This window comes from Haemophilus haemolyticus, from assembly GCF_001008275.1.
Taxonomy (GTDB): Bacteria; Pseudomonadota; Gammaproteobacteria; order Enterobacterales; family Pasteurellaceae; genus Haemophilus; species Haemophilus haemolyticus_P.
Genome location: NZ_LCTH01000029.1, coordinates 1 through 19,367 on the forward strand (window position 1 = coordinate 1; position 19,367 = coordinate 19,367).

Sequence of the window (19,367 nt, forward strand, 5' to 3'; positions counted from 1 at the left end):
TTAGGTGGCCTTGGCGGTTTAGGCGGAATGTTTAAACGATAATTTCAGAAGATAAAAGTGCGGTTAAAAAAGAAATATTTTTACCGCACTTTTATATTTTACGCTGGATTATCTATATCTTTAAATTCTACATCAAAGCCATATTCTTTCGCCAACCATTCACCTAATGCCTTGATGCCATATCGTTCAGTTGCGTGATGACCTGCAGAGAAGAAATGTAATCCTTGCTCACGGGCAGAATGAATTGTTTGTTCTGATACTTCACCAGTAATAAATGCATCGCAGCCTTGTTCTGCAGCAAGATCAATATAACCTTGTCCGCCACCAGTGCAGATACCAATTTTTCGGATTAAGTGTGGTCCGTTTTCAATGCAAATTAACGGTTTTCGATTTAACACTTTTTCTATTTTTTCTGCAAAGTCTTCACCTGTCATCGGTTCTTTTAATTCGCCCCAAACAGGAATACTCACAGCACCTTTTTCTAATGGTTGTAAATTTTCAATGTCTAGCAGTTTGGCTAATTGTGCATTGTTGCCTAATTCTGGGTGCACATCTAATGGCAAATGATAGCCATATAAATTAATGTCGTTCACTAAAAGCGCTTTAATTCGCTTGCCTTTCATTCCTCGAATACAAGGGTTTTCACTTTTCCAAAAATAGCCATGATGAACCAAAATCGCATCAGCATTTTGGCTGATTGCGTAATCAATTAGAGCTTGACTTGCCGTTACGCCAGTAATGATTTTTTTGATTTCTGTTTTACCTTCGACTTGTAAGCCGTTGGGCGCATAGTCATTGATTTTATCGGAAGAAAGTTTTTGATTAATGAGTTGTTCAAGTTTGAGATTATTCATAATGGATCGTTGATTGGAAAAAGTTGAGATATGGTACAAAATTCCAAAAAAAATGGCTAGTGCGAAGGAGTGGGGGAATGCACTAGCCAAGTTTCATTACTATTAAATTACTATCTAGTATCTAAAACAGAATTCATTATATACACAAATTTATATCGATCAAGGGGAAATAAGAAATTTTTATTTTACTTAAAGTGCAGTTTAAATTTCTTACGTTTTTTAATAGTTCAATAAGTCAAATTTATCAGTAAAGAAGGGGAGCTTGGCTTTGGTGAGAGGGGTTAATGATGGCAAGGAAAGCAAAATATTTTGTTGGGATGTGGCGTCGTTGTGCTACAATTCACAGGTTTTTTAATTTAGCAAAAAGGTTTACTTATGAAAAAATGGTTATTGATTATCGCAGGCTCGTTGATTATTTCAGCTTGCGCAAATAAGGATGTGTATTTTAACGGCGCAGAAGGCTCTCATTCAGGTGTTAAATTTGATAAAGATGCTCGCCAATGGGGATTGAACCCATAAAGTTTGGTAGATTTTAGTCTAATTTCTATTCAAGAAAGTGCTGGTTTCCCAGCACCTTTTTATCCACATTTATTATTTATATTGAACCGCAATATCGCTTTCGCTGACGCTATCACCATAAACAGGCAATAATGTTTTTTCATAGGCTTGTTTTAATTACGCCTTCTTTAGAAAGTTTCACAATTTCAGTATTTAACCAATTGAGTAAATCTGGCGCATCTTTGCGTACTGCAGGGGCAATAACATCTTGATCGCCAAAACTTTTTACGCCTACTGTGTAGCCTGGATTTTGTTTTGCCCAAGCAAATAAGAAGGTATTGTCATTAGAAAGTGCATCACCACGTCCGTCACGTAATGCTTCAAAGGTTTCGGTATTTTGTTCAAATTTAAGTAATTTTATGTTGGGGTAATTTTTGGTAAAGAAAATATCAGCGGTAGTCCCTTTATCCACAATCAGGGTTTTATCTTTTAATTGTTCAAGGTTTGTGATGACTTCACCATTTTTAGACACCACGCCAAGTGCAACTTTCATATAAGGGTTAGCAAAATCGACCACTTCTTTACGTGCTGCGGTGACAGTAAAATTTGCTAGAATAATGTCTACTTTTTTGGAAAGTAAATATTCGGCGCGGTTTGCCGCATCTACAAGCACAAATTCCACTTTATTTTCATCGCCTAATAGATCCTTCGTAATCGCTTTACCGATTTCCACATCAAAACCTTGGCTTTTTCCTTGGGCATCTACATAGCCAAATGGCGGTTTATCACTGAATACGCCAATGCGTACTTTGCCTGCTTGTTTGATTTGTTCAATTGCAGAAGCTTGTTTCGTTTCTTTGACCTGTTCTTTATCGTTACAGGCCGATAATCCAAAAGCAAGTGCTGCCGTGGCAAAAAGTGTGGTTAATTTTTTAAATGTTTTCTTCATAGTTTGTCCCTCTTGGTTCATAGTTTAAGATGTTTAAGAATGTTTTCGCCCGATCCGTGGTCGGATTCGTGAAGAAATCTTCAGGCTTGGCTTGTTCGATAATTTGACCTTTATCCATAAATACAATGCGATGTGCGACTTGACGTGCAAAATTCATTTCATGTGTCACAATCAACATTGTCATGCCATCTTTGGCTAGACCTAAAATAACATCGAGTACTTCGCGTACCATTTCTGGATCCAATGCAGCGGTCACTTCATCAAATAGAATAATTTCAGGATTCATACATAGGGTGCGCACAATGGCTATGCGTTGCTTTTGCCCACCTGAAAGCTCGCGTGGATAGGCATTTTTACGCTCATATAATCCCACTCGTTTGAGTAATTCATCTGCTTGTTTTTCTGCTTCAGCACGATCGCGTTTTTGTACTTTTAATGGTCCAAGTAGAATGTTGTCGATCACCGATAAATGAGCAAATAATTCATAACTTTGAAACACCATACCAATACGTTGGCGCGCTTTTACCCAACTGATGTCTTTGCCAAGTATGCCTGCATTTTGCAGTAATAATTGACCGCTCTTTATTGGTTCTAAGCCATTTAGTGTGCGTAGAAAAGTGCTTTTCCCACAGCCAGATGGCCCTAAAATTACGACAACTTCCCCTTTTTCGACAGAAAGACTTATTCCTTTTAATGCTTCTACGTCGCCATAATTTTTAACAAGATTTTTGATTTCTAGTAATGCCATTTTGGTTCCTTAATTTTCCCAACGCGCTTCTAAATAGCGAGAAAATAATGAAAGTGGATAACAAATTACAAAATATAAACAGAAAATTACACCGTATATCCAAAGAGCAGCGGATTGATTAGTGAAAAGAGAATGTTCAATAATTTGTTGGCCAACTTTGATAACTTCAACCACACCAATTAACATGGCAAGTGAACTGGTTTTTATCATACGTGTGAATAAGTTAATCATGCTTGGTGTCACTCGTTTTAGGCTTTGAGGAAGTAAGATATAAATGAAGGTTTTCAAGGGCGTTAAGCCTAGGGCGTAAGCCGATTCAATTTGGTGCTTTTCAATGGAGGTGAGCGCACCACGCACGAGATCCCCCATTTCTGCAGTTCCCCAAAAAATAAAGACAAGAATACAGACGGTGACACTATCTAAATGGATATCAAACCATTTTGCTAATCCAAAATAGGCAAGAAACAACAACACTAATAATGGAATAAGGCGTACAAATTCAAGATAAATGCCTGTAATTGCTTTGATAATATTATTTTTACTTGTCATCAGTACGCCTAAAATAATCCCGAAGAAGCAAGCAAAAAATACTGAAATAAATGCAATTTCAGCGGTAATCCAAAGCCCATGGAGTAAGCGGTTTAATTGGTTACCTTGGAATAATAATTCAAGCCCCATATTTTGCTCTCCGAGTACGTTTTTCTAAATAGCGAATCAAAATTGACATCGGTAATAAAATAATTAGATAAAATATAACCAATAAAAATAAGGACTCATTTGTTTTGTAATCCATACCAATGATTTCTTTTGCAATAAACATTAATTCTGCGACAGCAACTGCGCTGATAACGGAGGTTTCTTTCATTAAAAATAAACAGTTTGCTCCAATAGCTGGTATAGAAATGGCAAAGGCTTGAGGTAAAATCACATAGCGGAAAGCTTGAAAAGGTGTTAAACCGATGCTGAGTGCAGATTCTATTTGCCCTTTTGAGACTGCTTCTAATCCCCCGCGAATGGCCTCAGCCATATAGCTCCCACCTAAAAAAGCTAATCCAATTACACCACAAGTGAATCCATCTAATTTAATGCCAACTTTAGATAAGCCGAAATAAAGGAAAAACACTTGAATTAAAAGTGGGGTATTACGAGAAAGCTCAATGTAGCTTTTAACTAGCCAATTTAATGATTTCACTTGGTAAATACTTATCACTGCACAAATTGTGCCGATAATCAGCGAAAGTAAGATTCCCCAAAAGGAGAGAGCAAGTGTCATTAATGTTGCATCTACAAATCGCGGAAAAACGTTAATGATATAATCCCAGTTCATTTTCTTTTTATGAAAGCATTGTCTGTAAAAAGATAATAAAAGAGATTTTTTATGTTGAAAAAGAATTGAAACGAATGATTTATAGCAAAATGGAATAAGATGAAAAAAGAAAATGCGGTGAAAATTCACCGCATTTATTTATTATTCTACTTTCACAATCCAGCCTTCAGGTGCTTCGATATCACCGAATTGGATGCCTGTGAGTTCTTCATAAAGGCGACGTGTTACTGGGCCAACTTCAGTTTCAGAATAGAACACATGGAATTTGCCTTTATGTTGGATTCCGCCAACGGGTGAAATGACCGCTGCAGTACCACAGGCACCCGCTTCAGCAAATTGATCTAGCTGATCGATATAAACATCGCCTTCAATTGCTTCCATACCTAAACGCTCTTTTGCGATATGTAAAAGAGAGTATTTGGTGATACTTGGTAAAATAGATTCTGATTTTGGTGTGATGAATTTATTGTCTTTTGTGATCCCAAAGAAGTTTGCCGCACCGACTTCTTCAATTTTAGTGTGAGTTTTTGGATCTAAATAAATGGCATCAGCGAATTTACGTTCTGGCGTACCTTGTTCTGCCGCTAATACATGTGGCAGAAGGCTTGCAGCGTAGTTACCCCCCACTTTTACGCCACCTGTTCCCATAGGTGCAGCACGATCGTATTCGGTGGTAATAAAGTTAGATGGTGTCAAACCACCTTTGAAATAGGCACCAACTGGGCAGCAGAATACAGAGAAAATAAATTCTGGCGCAGCTTTTACACCGATGTTTTCACCCACACCAATTAAGAATGGACGTAAATATAGGGTTGCACCAGAGCCGTAAGGGCCGACCCATTCTTCGTTCGCTTTCACCACTTCTTTACATGCACGGATAAATAATTCAGTGGGAACTTGTGGCATGAGTAAACGATCTGAAGTATGTTGCATGCGCTTTGCATTTTCTTGTGGACGGAATAAGTTGATTGAACCGTCTTTGCAACGGTAAGCTTTTAAGCCTTCAAAGCATTGTTGACCGTAGTGAAGTGCGGTAGAACCTTCGTGAATATGTAAGGTATTGTCTGTGGTGAGTTTGCCTTCGTCCCATTTACCATCTTTCCAGTGAGCAATGAAACGGTAATCTGTTTTAATATAACTAAAACCAAGGTTATTCCAGTCTAAATCTTTCATTTTACTTCCTTAATATTATTTTTTTGAATGAAATGTTGTTTAATCTACACCATTCCGGAAGTGATTTAAATAATAAATTCTCGAAATTATGCAATTTTTAGCCAATTAAAAAGGAATAAGGAAATTTTGGAAACAGGGCAGGAAATAAAGATATAGTTATGCTAAAATCGGGATGAAAAAAACGCCACTCAATGAGAGCAGCGTTTAACCAAATCGGTTTAATAATATACAGGAAGTAAATGAGTAACATATTTGTTACTCAAGTTCGGTTACCCGAACTATATGCAAACACAACATCATACTTAAGTCCGAAACTCATTAACTAGTAAGGAATTACCAATCATTAAGTATGGTTGTATTGTAAGGAAAAAGGGTTGGAAAGGACAAATGACGTTTTTTTATTTGAAGTATTAGAAAAACTAATCCGAATTAAATCTTGTCTATTATAGACAAAAATTTTATGAATGGAAATACTTATGTATAAACGTTTGCCACCATTGAATTCGCTAAAATCTTTTGAGTCGGCTGCTCGCCATTTAAGTTTTACTAAAGCTGCAGATGAGCTTTGTGTCACACAAGCGGCAGTTAGTCACCAAATTAAATTATTAGAAGAATTCTTAGGAATTGGATTATTTAAGCGAAAGAATCGTTCTTTAGAATTAACAGAGCTTGGAAAAGCATATTTTGTTGATATTAATAAAATTCTACGTCGTTTAAATGAAGCAACAGAACGATTATTAACGTTAAAAACGGATCCGCATTTAAATATTAGCGTACCACAAACTTTTGGTATTCAATGGCTCGTGCCACATTTAAGTGAATTTAATCAGCTTTATCCGCAAATTGAGGTTCGTTTAACAGGTGTGGATCAAGATGAAGGCTTGTTAAATAAAGAAATTGATCTTGCTATTTATTATGGTTTGGGTAATTGGCAGAATCTACAAGTTGATCGTCTTGGTGAAGAAAATTTATTGATTTTAGCCTCGCCCGAATTGTTAGCGGAAAATCCAATTATTCAGCCTGAAGATTTAAAAAAACACACATTAATTCACATTCATACACGTGATAATTGGCAAGCGATGGCAAATCATTTACAGTTAGATGATTTAAATATTCAGCAAGGGCCGTTATTTAGCCATACATTTATGGCATTACAGGCCGCTATTCATGGGCAAGGCATTGTATTAGCTAATCGCTTATTAGCCTTGCAAGAAATTGAAAATGGCTCATTAAAAGTGATATTGCCAACCAATTTACCTGATCCAAAATCATTTTATGTGGTCAATCATCTTGATCGCCTAGATGATCAAAAAATTCAAGCATTTCGTCAGTGGATTATTAACTCAATTAAACAAGAAGAAAATGAATAAACTCGCATTATATTGTCGTCCAGGTTTTGAGAAAGAAGTCGCCGCAGAGATCACCGCTCAAGCAAGCAATTTAGGTGTATTTGGCTTTGCACGAGTACAAGATAATTCGGGCTATGTCATTTTTGAATGTTATCAACCTGATGAGGCAGATCGCCTTGCTCGAGACATTCCTTTTAACCGTTTGATTTTTGCTCGTCAGATGATAGTTATTTCCGATTTATTGGAGGATTTAGATCCTGCTGATCGTATTAGCCCCATCGTGGCGGCGTTTGAAGAATTATCACAACAAGTTAATTTTGCTCAATCTAGCGAGCTTTTTGTCGAAACTGCAGACACAAATGAAGCGAAAGAGCTTTCCACTTTTTGTCGTAAATTTACCGTGCCTTTACGTCAGGCATTGAAAAAACAAGGTTGGCTTTCGGCAAAGGCGAGTCAAAAGAGCGGTCAATTTTTACATTGTTTTTTTGTAAAACCGAATTGCTGCTATGTGGGATATTCTTATGTGGATAATCATTCCCCCCATTTTATGGGAATCCCTCGTTTAAAATTTCCGGCAGATGCGCCGAGTCGCTCCACGTTAAAACTAGAAGAAGCTATTTTGACTTTTATTCCGCGTAAAGAAGAGAATAAACGTTTAAATGAAAATATGATTGGCGTTGATTTAGGGGCTTGTCCTGGCGGTTGGACGTATCAATTAGTCAAACGCGGTTTATTTGTTTATGCTGTTGATCACGGAAAAATGGCGGCGAGTTTGCATGATACGGGGCGCATTGAACATTGCGCGGAAGATGGTTTTAAATTTCAGCCTCCCAAAAGGAAAAAAGTGGATTGGTTAGTCTGTGATATGGTGGAACAACCAAGTCGTATTTCGTTATTGATTGGTAAATGGTTGTTGAATGGTTGGTGCCGAGAAACGATCTTCAATTTAAAATTACCCATGAAAAAACGTTATCAAGAAGTGATATTATGTTTAGAAAACTTAGCTGTTATGTTGGCTGAGCAGAATTTGAATTTTGATATTCAAGCAAAGCATTTATATCACGATCGTGAAGAAATCACGGTTCATATAGCATTAAAATCTTGAGTGAATTGTTTTCATAACCAAAAAGGACGTCGCGAATGAATTTACACGAATACCAAGCAAAACAACTATTTGAGCATTATGGACTACCCGTAAAAAATGGGGCGGTCTGTCAATCTGTTGATGAGGTAGATTTGGTACTGGCTCAACTTTCAGGCGATAAGTTGGCGGCGAAATGCCAAGTTCATGCGGGTGGGCGTGGTAAAGCAGGTGGCGTTAAATTAGTGCGCGATGTAGAGGAAGCAAGAGCTTTTACAGAAAAATGGCTAGGACAACGTTTAGTCACTTTTCAAACGGATAAATTGGGTCAGCCAGTAAACCAGATTTATTTTGAAGAAACTTGCGATATTGATAAAGAATTTTACTTAAGTGCGGTTGTTGATCGCGCCTCTCAAAAAGTTATGTTTATTGCTTCTCCTGCTGGTGGAATGAATATTGAAGAAGTCGCGCAAAATTCACCGCACTTACTCCACAAAGTCACCATTGATCCTTTATTTGGAGGATTGCCTTATCAAGGCCGTGAATTAGGGTTTAAATTAGGGTTAAGTGGTACGCAAAACAAACAGTTTACCGATATCTTTATGGGATTATCTCGATTGTTTCTAGAAAAAGATTTATCTTTAGTGGAAGTCAATCCGCTTGTTCTAACTAAACAAGGCAATTTGGTTTGTCTCGATGCCAAAATATCTGTTGATGATAATGCTTTATTCCGTCATAAAGATCTCTTAGCACTGCAAGATTTAACTCAAAATGATGCCCGTGAAGCAGAAGCTGAAAAATTCCAGTTAAACTATGTGGCTTTAGAGGGCGACATTGGTTGTATGGTAAACGGGGCAGGGCTTGCAATGGGCACCATGGATATTGTGAAACTCTATGGTGGGAAGCCTGCGAATTTTCTTGATGTGGGTGGTGGTGCAACAAAAGAGCGGGTTGCTGAAGCGTTCAAAATCATTTTAACTGATCCTTCCGTGAAGGTGATTTTAGTGAATATTTTTGGTGGCATTGTTCGTTGTGATTTGATTGCTGAAGGCGTGATTGCTGCTGTAAATGAAGTGGGCGTGAGAGTGCCTGTGGTTGTGCGATTAGAAGGAACGAATGCTGAAATCGGTCGCCAAATTTTAGCGGAAAGCGACGTTAATATTCTTACCGCACACAGTTTACAACAAGCCGCAGAATTAGCCGTGAATGCAGCAAAAGGAGAACACTAATGGCGATTTTAATTGATAAAAATACCAAAGTGATTTGCCAAGGTTTTACTGGTGGACAAGGGACTTTTCATTCTGAACAAGCATTAGCCTACGGAACGCAATTAGTTGGTGGCGTATCACCAAATAAAGGTGGAACTACCCATCTTGGTTTGCCTGTATTTAATACAGTTCGTGAAGCTGTCGAAAATACGGCGGCAACAGCGACGGTCATTTATGTGCCAGCACCATTTTGTAAAGATGCGATAATTGAAGCCATTGATGCAGGGATTAAGTTAATTGTCTGCATTACTGAGGGCATCCCTACATTGGATATACTTAAGGTGAAACAAAAATTAAATGAAACAGGCGTTGTGATGATTGGGCCAAATTGCCCGGGTGTGATTACGCCTGATGAATGTAAAATCGGCATCATGCCGGGACACATACATAAAAAAGGTAAAGTGGGGATTGTTTCTCGTTCTGGTACTTTAACGTATGAAGCGGTAAAACAAACTACAGATGAGGGCTTTGGACAATCTACTTGTGTGGGTATCGGTGGAGATCCTATTCCAGGTTCTAGTTTTATTGATATTCTTGAAAGATTTCAACAAGATCCTGAAACAGAAGCCATTGTGATGATTGGCGAGATCGGCGGTTCCGCAGAGGAAGAAGCGGCAACCTTCATTAAAGATAAGGTCACTAAACCCGTGGTTGCCTATATTGCGGGTATCACTGCGCCAAAAGGTAAACGGATGGGACATGCTGGTGCCATTATTAGTGGCGGAAAAGGTACTGCCGCAGAAAAAATAGCAGCGCTTGAGGCCGCAGGTGTGACCTGTGTAAAAAGTCTCGCTGAAATTGGTGCAGCCTTGAAAAAGGTATTAAAATAATTTCAAAAAATTAACCGCACTTTAGTTTGACAAGGCGTAGATTGACTCTCTACGCCTTTATTTTTATATGCTCGCCATTATAAAGTGAGCGCAAAACTGCTATAATCAGCGCACACTTTTTAAGGAAGAAACAGATGAGCCAATTTTTTTATATCCACCCTGAAAATCCACAAGCGCGCTTGATTAATCAAGCCGTAGAGATTTTACAAAAAGGCGGTGTGATTGTGTATCCGACGGATTCGGGATATGCCTTAGGCTGTATGATGGGCGATAAACATGCTATGGATCGCATTGTAGCAATTCGTAAATTGCCTGAAGGACATAATTTTACGTTGGTGTGTAGTGATTTGTCGGAACTTTCAACTTACGCAACGGTGAGCAATACTGCGTATCGTTTGATTAAGAATAATACGCCAGGGCGTTATACTTTTATTCTTACTGCAACGAAAGAATTACCGCGTCGTTTAATGACATCAAAACGTAAAACCATTGGTTTACGCGTACCAGATAATAAAATCGCTTTAGATTTACTTTCAGCCTTAGGTGAGCCGATTTTATCTTGTTCGTTAATGTTGCCAGGTGAAGAACATACCACGCAATCTGATCCTGAGGAAATTCGAGATCGTTTGGAGCACCAAGTCGATTTAATTATTCATGGTGGATATTTAGGGCAAGAGCCTACAACAGTGGTGGATTTAACGGAAGAATCACCAGTGATTTTGCGCGAAGGAAGTGGAAGTACTTCTCCTTTTATTTAACTTATAGACGCTTGTGAAAGCGACCTTTCCATTATTTAAGGAAAACAATGAAACCTAGTCAAAAACAAACTCAAAGACAACCGCACTTTTCCAAAGATTCAGCAAAGAAAAGTGATTTTTCAGCTAAAAATGATAGACGTTCAGTGTCTCGTACTGCTCGCGTAGAAACAGCAAATACGAAAAAAAGTGCGGTTAATTATGACAACAAATTTTTAGCTAAGCCAAAAGCGAAACCTGTTTTAAAAGCCTCAAATCAGCCTAAAGTAGAGGGCGAAAAATTACAGAAAGTTTTAGCGCGTGCTGGACAAGGCTCTCGTCGTGAAATTGAATCGATGATTGCCGCCGGCCGAGTGAGTGTAGAGGGTAAAATTGCGACTTTAGGCGATCGTATTGACGTACATTCTGGTGTAAAAGTGCGTATTGATGGTCAAATCATTAATCTTAGTCAGGCACAAAAAGAAATTTGCCGCGTGTTAATGTATTACAAACCTGAAGGCGAACTTTGTACTCGTAGCGATCCTGAAGGGCGTGCGACAGTGTTTGATCGTTTGCCACGTTTAACAGGCTCTCGCTGGATTGCAGTGGGGCGTTTAGATATTAATACATCGGGTTTGTTGCTTTTCACTACTGATGGTGAGCTGGCAAATCGCTTAATGCACCCAAGTCGTGAAGTTGAGCGTGAATATTCGGTGCGTGTATTTGGTCAAGTTGATGATGCAATGTTAGCGCGTTTACGCAAGGGAGTTCAGCTTGAAGATGGCCCAGCCAACTTTAAAGAAATTAAATTTACAGGCGGTGTGGGTATCAACCAATGGTATGACGTAACCTTGATGGAAGGACGTAACCGTGAGGTCCGCCGTTTGTGGGAATCCCAAGGAATTCAAGTCAGCCGTCTGATTCGTATTCGTTACGGCAATATCAAACTGATGAAAGGTTTACCTCGTGGTGGTTGGGAAGAAATGGATCTTGAAAACGTCAATTACTTGCGTGAACTTGTGGGATTACCGGCTGAGACTGAAACAAAATTAGATGTTACACAGCCACGTCGTCGTCCAAAATCAGGACAAATTCGTAAAGCGGTAAAACGTTATTCTGAACTGAGCAAACGTTATAAAAAATAAGGACTTTTTTTATGAAAATGCAGCAACTGCGGTATATTGTTGAAATTGCTAACCATAATTTAAATGTAACTGAAGCGGCTAATGCGCTTTATACATCACAGCCTGGAATTAGTAAGCAAGTGAGGTTGCTGGAAGATGAATTAGGTCTAGAAATTTTTGAACGTCATGGCAAGCATATAAAATCAATTACGCCAGCAGGGAAAAAGATTATTTCGATTGCACGCGAGTTACTTGTTAAAGCGCAAGGTATCCGTGCCGTTGCCGATGAATATACTCAGCCGAATCACGGTGTATTACGTATTGCGACGACAAATACTCAGGCACGTTATATGCTGCCAAGCGTGATTGAACGTTTTTCTAAAAAATATCCTGATGTAAGTTTGCATATTCACCAAGGTTCGCCAACACAGATTCATGATGCATTAATGTCGGGTGAAGTGGATTTGGCGATTACTACCGAAGCGCCTTATTTATTTGATGATTTGGTTCAGATTCCATGCTATTGGTGGAATCGCGCAGTGATTATTACGCCCGAGCATCCGCTTGTCAAAGTGAAAGAACTGACGATCGAGGAATTAGGTAAATATCCGCTTGTGACCTACACGTTTGGTTTTACAGGTGTTTCTGATTTAGATTACGCATTTAATAGCGCAGGAATTTTGCCGAATATAGTCTTTACTGCTACCGATGCCGATATCATTAAGACTTATGTACGCTTAGGCTTAGGGGTGGGCATTATGGCATCTATGGCTCATACACCGTCAGATACGGATCTTGTGGCGATTGATGCCAGTCATTTGTTCCGCCCGAGTATGACGAATATTGCATTTAAACATAGCACGTTCTTACGTAATTATATGTACGATTTTATGGAATATTTTTCACCGCACTTAACTCGTAGTGTCGTGGAAAAAGCAGAACGCTTGCGTGATAACAGTTCAGTGAAAAAATTATTTGAAGGCATTGAATTGGAAACAAGATAACAATGTATAAATGAAGTGCGATTGAAATTTAATAAGAATTTCAACCTCACTTTTTTATACTAAAAATAGAACTGGAACAAGGTTCATCACACCGATTGTCGCGATAGAAAGTAATAATCTTGATGTGCCGAAAATAAAACCACGATTATTGCCATTATCAAATTTCACTAATAAGTTTGCCATTGCCGTGAGGGCGTACACTTCAATGACGGTAAAAATGATGAGATAGGCATAGGCAGAAAATACGGAAAGATAACGTAAGGTGATAAACCAAGGTACGATAATTCCAATAGCTAACAGAGGGGCAACCCATGCTGCTTGTTTGATTGTTAAATTAATTTTTCGGGAAAAATAGCTTTGTAATAGCACGGTGAGTAAGCCATTGCCAAATAACGCTATCGGTGAATGTTCAGGCATGCCAAGTTTATTGTTAAATAAAAAAGGAAAAATGACAAAGAAAGAGCTCGCAATGGCAAGAGGTAAAAATAGCATTAAATGCACCATGAGAAATTCTTTTGTAATAATTTCTTTGATTTGTGTAAAGCGAAATTTTACCAACGTTTGTAAGGTTTGAATTTGATAGAAAGGCTTCACCATTAAGGCGAATAATACGGCTTCCATTGAAAAACAGACCCAAATGAGCAAGTCGATATGTTCGTATTTAATAAATGGGATGACTAAAAGTGGCGCAAACATGGATGACATGGATGTCACTTTTAGGTATTTCCCTTGCAAGCGCGTTTTTTCTTTGTATTCATTCCCAGCCAGCACAAGTAAGCAGGCTTTGGCGTTGGTTCCAAATAAGCAACTACCTAAACCAAAACAAGTGGTCGCAATAAGGAGTAATAAATAATTATCTGCCGCGAGAAAGAAAACATAAGCTATTACATCTAAAAAACAGCCGAGCAACATCATTTTGGCTAAACCATAACGATCGCCCCAAATACCAGCAAGAATGGAAAGGGCTTGGTTTGAGAAAAAGAGCAGTGATAAGGAAAAGGCGATTTCGCTGTTGCTCAATCCTTTACTTTGTAGATAAATCAGAAATACCGTTTGCACAGAAAAAAATGTAAGGGTGGAAAAGAAACGCCGAGTAAGTAAAAGTTTTTGTAAATTCATAGAGTCAAATGATAAAAAAGAAAAGCATGCGTTGAATAACGCGCGCCATGAGTTTTACAAGTGCGGTTGAAATTGATACTAAAATTTTACCGCACTTGAAAGATTAAAACAGATCGTGATATTTCACTAAATCTTTACGCTGAATAGCAAATACGCCTAATCCGCCATTCTTAAGTTCTACCCATTCAAATGGTACATCTGGATATTGCTCAATTAAGCTCACCATGCTATTGCCCACTTCACACACTAATACGCCATTTTCGGTTAAGTAATCTGGCGCTTGTTTCAAAATTTGTTTGGTAATGTTTAAGCCATCATGGCCAGAACCTAAGGCTAACTCTGGTTCAAAATGGAATTCTTCCGGCATATCGGCGAGATCTTCTTCATCCACATAAGGTGGATTGGTCACGATAAGATCGTATTTTTGTCCCAAAATATTTTCAAATAAGTTTGATTGAATCGGGAATACGCGATGCTCTAATTGATGGCGTGAAATATTGATCTCCGCGACATTAAGTGCATCAACCGATAAATCGACAGCATCTACTTCCGCATTCGGGAAAGCATAAGCACAAGCAATGGCAATACAGCCACTGCCTGTGCATAGATCGAGAATATGATTTGGTTCTTGTGAAATTAAATCTTCAAAGCGATCTTGAATTAAAGCACTAATTGGAGAACGCGGAATAATAGTTCGTTCATCGACATAAAATTCATGACCGCAGAACCAAGCACTATTTGTTAAATATGCCACTGGTACGCGTTGTTCGATTCGGGTTAATACAAGTTGAACTAAGGTTTCTTTTTCAGATGGGGTTAATCGACTGTTAAATAATTCGGTAGGTAAATCAATCGGTAAATGTAAGCCACTTAAAACGAGTTGCAGGCTTTCATCCCAAGGATTATCGTGCCCTTGCCCGAAGTAAATATCAGATCGATTGAGAATGCTATACGTCCAACGCAGAAAATCTTGGATGGTTTGCAGTTCGTTTACAACATTATCTTCCAAGATAGTTGCAACTAATTCTTGGTTATGTGAGGTTTCCATCGCATTTCTCCATAAAAGTGAGTAGAAAAGTTAGCATAAAATTCGGTATGAAAATTTGGCGTAGTTATACCACAGATGAGAATGTAGAACTATGATATGATACGCAAAATTTGAAATTAATGAGAAAAAATGCAAGACGAACTTGATTTATTCCGTGCGGAAACCAAAGGCATTAAGCCAATTAAACAAGATACTTTTGTTGCCCCTCGCCAAAAACGTGATCAGAAAAAAATAGAATTGAAAGAATTACGAGCTAAAGAAGATACATTGTTCTATTTTTCTGATGAATATGAGCCGTTACTGAATGAGCATGATGGTGTTGTGAAATATTTACGTGATGGGGAAGATTCCCATTTATTAAAACAACTTCGTCGTGGAGATTTTCCGCCAGAATTGTTTTTAGATTTACACGGTTTAACCCGTGAACAAGCTAAGCAAGAATTAGCCGCACTTTTACTGGCTTGTGAAAATGAGCATGTTGATTGTGCCAGTATCATGACGGGCTATGGCACCTTTACATTGAAAAAACAAATTCCACGTTGGCTAGTACAACACCCTAAAGTTCGGGCATTACATCAAGCACCAAGGGAGTGGGGTGGCGAAGCCGCAATTTTGATTTTGGTTGATTTGTAAAAAACGTTATAAAAAAATACCGCACTTTTACTGCCAGTGGCAAAGTGCGGTATTTTCTTTTATATTTTTACTTGAGCTATTGTGTCGCTTGAATTGCGGTTAAGGCAATTGTGTACACAATATCATCAACTAAGGCACCACGAGATAAGTCATTGACTGGTTTGCGCATACCTTGAAGCATTGGACCGATAGACACTAAATCTGCAGAACGTTGTACTGCTTTGTAAGTGGTATTACCGGTGTTCAAGTCAGGGAATACGAATACCGTTGCTTTACCTGCTACTGGTGAATTTGGTGCTTTAGAGCGAGCTACATCTTCCATTACAGCTGCATCGTATTGTAATGGGCCATCGATTAATAAATCAGGGCGTTTTTCTTTCGCAATACGGGTTGCTTCTTTCACTTTTTCTACATCAGCACCGCTACCAGATGTACCTGTTGAGTAAGAAATCATCGCGACTTTTGGATCAATACCAAATGCTTTTGCAGAATCTGCAGATTGAATTGCGATTTCAGCAAGTTGTTCTGCAGTTGGATCTGGGTTTACCGCACAGTCACCATAAACAAGCACTTGATCTGGTAATAACATAAAGAAGATAGAAGAAACAATTGAACTACCTGGTGCAGTTTTGATGATTTGCATTGGTGGGCGAATGGTATTTGCAGTCGTGTGAACAGCACCAGATACTAAACCATCCACTTCATTTGCTTCTAACATCATGGTACCAAGCACTACGGTGTCTTCTAATTGTTCACGAGCTGCGGTTTCTGTCATACCTTTAGCTTTACGTAATTCAACTAAACGAGCAACATAGTTTTCACGAACATCTGCTGGGTTTATGATTGTAATTCCTTTACCTAATTTAACACCTTGTGCTTCAGCTACACGTTGAACAGATGCTGGATCTGCTAAAAGCACACATTCCGCAATGCCACGTTCTGCACAAAGTACGGCTGCTTTGATTGTACGAGGTTCATCACCTTCAGGAAGCACAATGCGTTTTTTCGCAGCACGAGCAAGTTCAGTCAATTGGAAACGGAACGCTGGTGGGGATAAACGACGTAAACGAGTAGAATCCGCAACTAAGTTATTGATGAAGTCAGCATTAAAGTGCTGGCTTGTGTATTGTTTGATGTTTTCAATACGCTCTTTATCATCAACGGGCACTTCAAGGTTGAAGTTTTGTAAATTTAATGCTGTTTGCCAAGTATTACCTTCAATACGGAAGATTGGCAATTTTGCTTTTTCAAAAGCTGGGTAGCAAAGTTTATTGATTTGAGCATCAATTTTGTAACCGCCAGTTAATAAGAGACCGCCGATTTCAATACCATTTGACGCTGCGAGAGCGGCTGCCACAAGTACATCTGGACGATCTGCTGAAGCGACTAATAAGCTGCCTGCACGGAAATGCTCAACCATATTTGGCAAACTTCTTGCACAGAAAGTGATACCACGGATACGACGGTTAATATCTCCTTCAGTGATAATTGATGCACCTAAGTATTTCACTAAATCGATAGCACGTGTTGCGATTAAATCTGCAGACCAAGGCACGCAAGCTAATAATTTGATTGAGCTATTTGCAAATAATTTGCTCACTTCTGCTTCACATGCATGGCTGTGTTGGAATGAATCAAAGATTTCAGCAAGATCAGGGCGTGTACGGCCAGATTCATCAACGGGTGCATTAAATTTGTTTACAACCACGCCTAAAAGATTTGGATTATTTTTGCCACCAAATAAAGAGGCTGCTGCTTCTACGCGATCTTTTAATTCGGTTGGGGTTTCAGTTGCAGGTGCTGCAACTAATACAATTTCCGCATCTAATGCTTGTGCAATTTCATAGTTGATGCTATTTGCGTAACCGTGTTTTCTTGTTGGAATTAAGCCTTCAACTACAACGATATCGTTGTTTTTAGTTAATTGTTGGTGATTTGCCACAATTTTTTCTAACAATACATCAGACTGATTTTGCCCAATCAATGATTCCGCAACGCTTAACATAAATGGTTCAGAAGTTTCAAGGGTAGTGCTGGTGCGAATGATAGAGGTTGTACGATCCAGTTTATCTTCACCTGTGCTTGGTTGAGAAACCGGCTTCATAAAACCAACTTTTGCGCCTTTTTGTTCAAGAGAATGGATTAATCCCAGACTAATGCTAGTTAAACCCACACCTGTGCTTACAGGGATAAGGATAATCGTGCGAGACATAGTTAAACCTTAATGTGTATATGTTATAAATAAAAACTGCCGGAAAATTCGGCAGCTTGTTGTTAAATTAGAAACAAAGTTTTGCGGTATCTTGTGCGATAACTAATTCTTCGTTAGTTGGAAGAACAATCGCTTTAAATGCTGAATCATCAGTGGTGATTACGCCATCTTTACCGAAACGTGCCGCTAGATTGCGTTCGTTATCTACTTTAATACCAAATAATTTTAAGTGATTTAATGCTAATTCACGAACGTGTGCTGAGTTCTCACCAATACCACCAGTGAAAGCAATCGCATCTAAGTGATCATCATCTAATACAGCCATATAAGCACCGATATATTTCGCTAAACGATAGCTGTATACATCTAAAGCGCGTTTTGCTTCTGGTTTAGATGCGTCATCGTAGTTATCTTCGGCATAACGGCAGTCGCTTGTTACTTCAGTTAAACCTAAAAGACCAGATTTTTTCACTAAAGTCTCTTCAATTTGTTCCATAGACATACCTAAAGTTTTGTATAGGTAGAATACGATTGCAGGGTCGATATCACCACAACGAGTGCCCATGACTAAACCTTCTAACGGAGTTAAGCCCATTGATGTATCGATACATTTACCGTTACGCACAACAGAAACAGAACCACCATTACCTAAGTGACAAATAATCGTATTGACTTGGTCTGCAGGTTTTCCTACATATTCAGCGACTTCACGAGAAACGAAGTAGTGGCTAGTACCGTGTGCACCGTAGCGACGAACGCCATGTTCTTTATATAAAGAGTATGGAAGGGCATAAAGGAATGCTTCTTCAGGCATGGTTTGGTGGAATGCTGTATCAAAAACTACTACGTTTTTATCTTTTAAGTGCGGGAATGCGTTGAATGCTTCGCGAATACCGATTAAGTGTGCTGGATTATGAAGTGGTGCAAATTGTGCAGCATCTTCAATACCTTTAACAACTTCATCAGTTACGATAACAGATTGGGTGTATTTTTCACCACCATGTACGATACGGTGACCAATTGCCGCGATAGAGTTTTTAAGCTCATCTGTCATGATATTAGACGCGATAAAGTTAAGCGCTTCAGTATGAGCTGCGCCTGCGCCTAAATCTGCGTTACCTTTCTCACCATTGAGTTTCCATTTGATACGAGCTTCTGGTAAGAAAAATGCTTCCGCTAAGCCGGATAATTTTTCTTCACCTGTTGCAGGATCAAGAATTGCAAATTTTAGTGAAGAACTACCACAGTTAAGGATAAGAACAAGTTTTGACATGGGAACCCTATATTTGATTAAAGTTAATGGAAATCCACCATCGTAGATGGATTGAAAAAATCTGGCATAGGATACACCTTTTGATAAACAAAATAAATTCATCCCAGTATAAAAAGACAACGATTTATGGAACTTTTTGAAAA

The 19,367-nt window shown here is 38.7% G+C and carries 18 protein-coding genes and 1 pseudogene; 9 read left to right on the forward strand and 10 right to left on the reverse strand.

The genetic code is table 11. From position 1 onward, the window contains the following. Positions 1–98: 98 nt before the first annotated feature. Positions 99–854 (reverse strand): Nif3-like dinuclear metal center hexameric protein, encoded by a 756-nt coding sequence (locus tag AAX15_RS04040; RefSeq protein ID WP_046939248.1) that lies wholly within the window; start codon positions 852–854, stop codon positions 99–101. Positions 855–1,229: 375 nt separating this feature from the next. Here AAX15_RS04040 and AAX15_RS04045 point away from each other — a divergent pair, with 375 nt between their 5' ends. Beyond that, complete coding sequence (locus AAX15_RS04045) at positions 1,230–1,373, forward strand: hypothetical protein (protein WP_046939249.1); 144 nt, start codon at positions 1,230–1,232, stop codon at positions 1,371–1,373. Between the two features lie 72 nt (positions 1,374–1,445). On the opposite strand, the pseudogene AAX15_RS04050 reads toward AAX15_RS04045, so the two are convergent. The 5 genes and pseudogenes from AAX15_RS04050 to AAX15_RS04070 form a co-directional block, all read right to left on the reverse strand. Then, positions 1,446–2,301, reverse strand: a pseudogene (locus AAX15_RS04050) (cysteine ABC transporter substrate-binding protein). After that, entirely contained in the window at positions 2,285–3,049 is a 765-nt protein-coding gene (locus AAX15_RS04055) for an amino acid ABC transporter ATP-binding protein (protein ID WP_046939250.1), read from the reverse strand. Before AAX15_RS04055 ends, AAX15_RS04050 begins: the two are co-directional and overlap by 17 nt. A gap of 9 nt (positions 3,050–3,058) precedes the next feature. Then, complete coding sequence (locus AAX15_RS04060) at positions 3,059–3,727, reverse strand: amino acid ABC transporter permease (protein ID WP_046939251.1); 669 nt, start codon at positions 3,725–3,727, stop codon at positions 3,059–3,061. Further along, a complete protein-coding gene (locus tag AAX15_RS04065) occupies positions 3,717–4,376 on the reverse strand; it encodes an amino acid ABC transporter permease (protein ID WP_046939252.1) in 660 nt (219 codons plus the stop codon). Before AAX15_RS04065 ends, AAX15_RS04060 begins: the two co-directional genes overlap by 11 nt. 141 nt (positions 4,377–4,517) lie before the next feature. Next, positions 4,518–5,549, reverse strand: a complete 1,032-nt coding sequence (locus AAX15_RS04070) for a branched-chain amino acid aminotransferase (RefSeq protein ID WP_005646627.1) — start codon at positions 5,547–5,549, stop codon at positions 4,518–4,520. Between the two features lie 476 nt (positions 5,550–6,025). On the opposite strand from AAX15_RS04070, the gene AAX15_RS04075 reads away from it, so the two are divergent. The 7 genes from AAX15_RS04075 (at position 6,026) to cysB (ending at position 12,939) form a co-directional block, all read left to right on the forward strand. Continuing rightward, on the forward strand, positions 6,026–6,919 hold the full coding sequence (locus tag AAX15_RS04075; protein WP_046939253.1) for a transcriptional regulator GcvA: 894 nt from the start codon (positions 6,026–6,028) through the stop codon (positions 6,917–6,919). After that, complete coding sequence (gene rlmM, locus AAX15_RS04080; protein ID WP_046939254.1) at positions 6,912–8,003, forward strand: 23S rRNA (cytidine(2498)-2'-O)-methyltransferase RlmM; 1,092 nt, start codon at positions 6,912–6,914, stop codon at positions 8,001–8,003. The genes AAX15_RS04075 and rlmM overlap by 8 nt, the downstream gene beginning before the upstream one ends. 35 nt (positions 8,004–8,038) lie before the next feature. Further along, entirely contained in the window at positions 8,039–9,208 is a 1,170-nt protein-coding gene (gene sucC, locus AAX15_RS04085; protein WP_046939255.1) for an ADP-forming succinate--CoA ligase subunit beta, read from the forward strand. Beyond that, on the forward strand, positions 9,208–10,077 hold the full coding sequence (gene sucD, locus AAX15_RS04090; protein ID WP_046939256.1) for a succinate--CoA ligase subunit alpha: 870 nt from the start codon (positions 9,208–9,210) through the stop codon (positions 10,075–10,077). The genes sucC and sucD overlap by 1 nt, the downstream gene beginning before the upstream one ends. A gap of 134 nt (positions 10,078–10,211) precedes the next feature. Continuing rightward, the gene (locus tag AAX15_RS04095) at positions 10,212–10,835 is read left to right on the forward strand and encodes an L-threonylcarbamoyladenylate synthase (RefSeq protein WP_046939257.1); all 624 of its coding nucleotides are present in this window, start codon (positions 10,212–10,214) and stop codon (positions 10,833–10,835) included. A 47-nt stretch (positions 10,836–10,882) separates the two neighbouring features. Continuing rightward, positions 10,883–11,956 (forward strand): 23S rRNA pseudouridine(2605) synthase RluB, encoded by a 1,074-nt coding sequence (gene rluB, locus AAX15_RS04100; protein WP_046939258.1) that lies wholly within the window; start codon positions 10,883–10,885, stop codon positions 11,954–11,956. Between the two features lie 11 nt (positions 11,957–11,967). Continuing rightward, positions 11,968–12,939 (forward strand): HTH-type transcriptional regulator CysB, encoded by a 972-nt coding sequence (gene cysB / locus AAX15_RS04105; RefSeq protein WP_046939259.1) that lies wholly within the window; start codon positions 11,968–11,970, stop codon positions 12,937–12,939. A gap of 54 nt (positions 12,940–12,993) precedes the next feature. Here the strand turns inward: cysB and AAX15_RS04110 are convergent, their stop codons facing one another. Both AAX15_RS04110 and prmB read right to left on the reverse strand, forming a co-directional pair. Continuing rightward, a complete protein-coding gene (locus tag AAX15_RS04110) occupies positions 12,994–14,058 on the reverse strand; it encodes an MFS transporter (RefSeq protein WP_046939260.1) in 1,065 nt (354 codons plus the stop codon). A gap of 103 nt (positions 14,059–14,161) precedes the next feature. Continuing rightward, positions 14,162–15,106: a 50S ribosomal protein L3 N(5)-glutamine methyltransferase gene (gene prmB, locus AAX15_RS04115; RefSeq protein ID WP_046939261.1), complete on the reverse strand. Its 945-nt coding sequence runs from the start codon at positions 15,104–15,106 to the stop codon at positions 14,162–14,164. Positions 15,107–15,235: 129 nt separating this feature from the next. On the opposite strand from prmB, the gene smrB reads away from it, so the two are divergent. Next, positions 15,236–15,739, forward strand: coding sequence for an endonuclease SmrB (gene smrB / locus AAX15_RS04120; RefSeq protein WP_046939262.1), 504 nt, complete (start codon positions 15,236–15,238; stop codon positions 15,737–15,739). 76 nt (positions 15,740–15,815) lie between these two features. Here smrB and pta read toward each other — a convergent pair whose 3' ends face one another. Together pta and AAX15_RS04130 are read right to left on the reverse strand one after the other, a co-directional pair. Beyond that, positions 15,816–17,951 carry a phosphate acetyltransferase gene (gene pta / locus AAX15_RS04125; protein ID WP_046939263.1) on the reverse strand — a complete coding sequence of 712 codons (2,136 nt, stop codon included), beginning with the start codon at positions 17,949–17,951 and terminating at the stop codon, positions 15,816–15,818. Between the two features lie 67 nt (positions 17,952–18,018). Continuing rightward, the gene (locus tag AAX15_RS04130) at positions 18,019–19,224 is read right to left on the reverse strand and encodes an acetate kinase (protein ID WP_046939264.1); all 1,206 of its coding nucleotides are present in this window, start codon (positions 19,222–19,224) and stop codon (positions 18,019–18,021) included. Between the last annotated feature and the right edge of the window lie 143 nt (positions 19,225–19,367).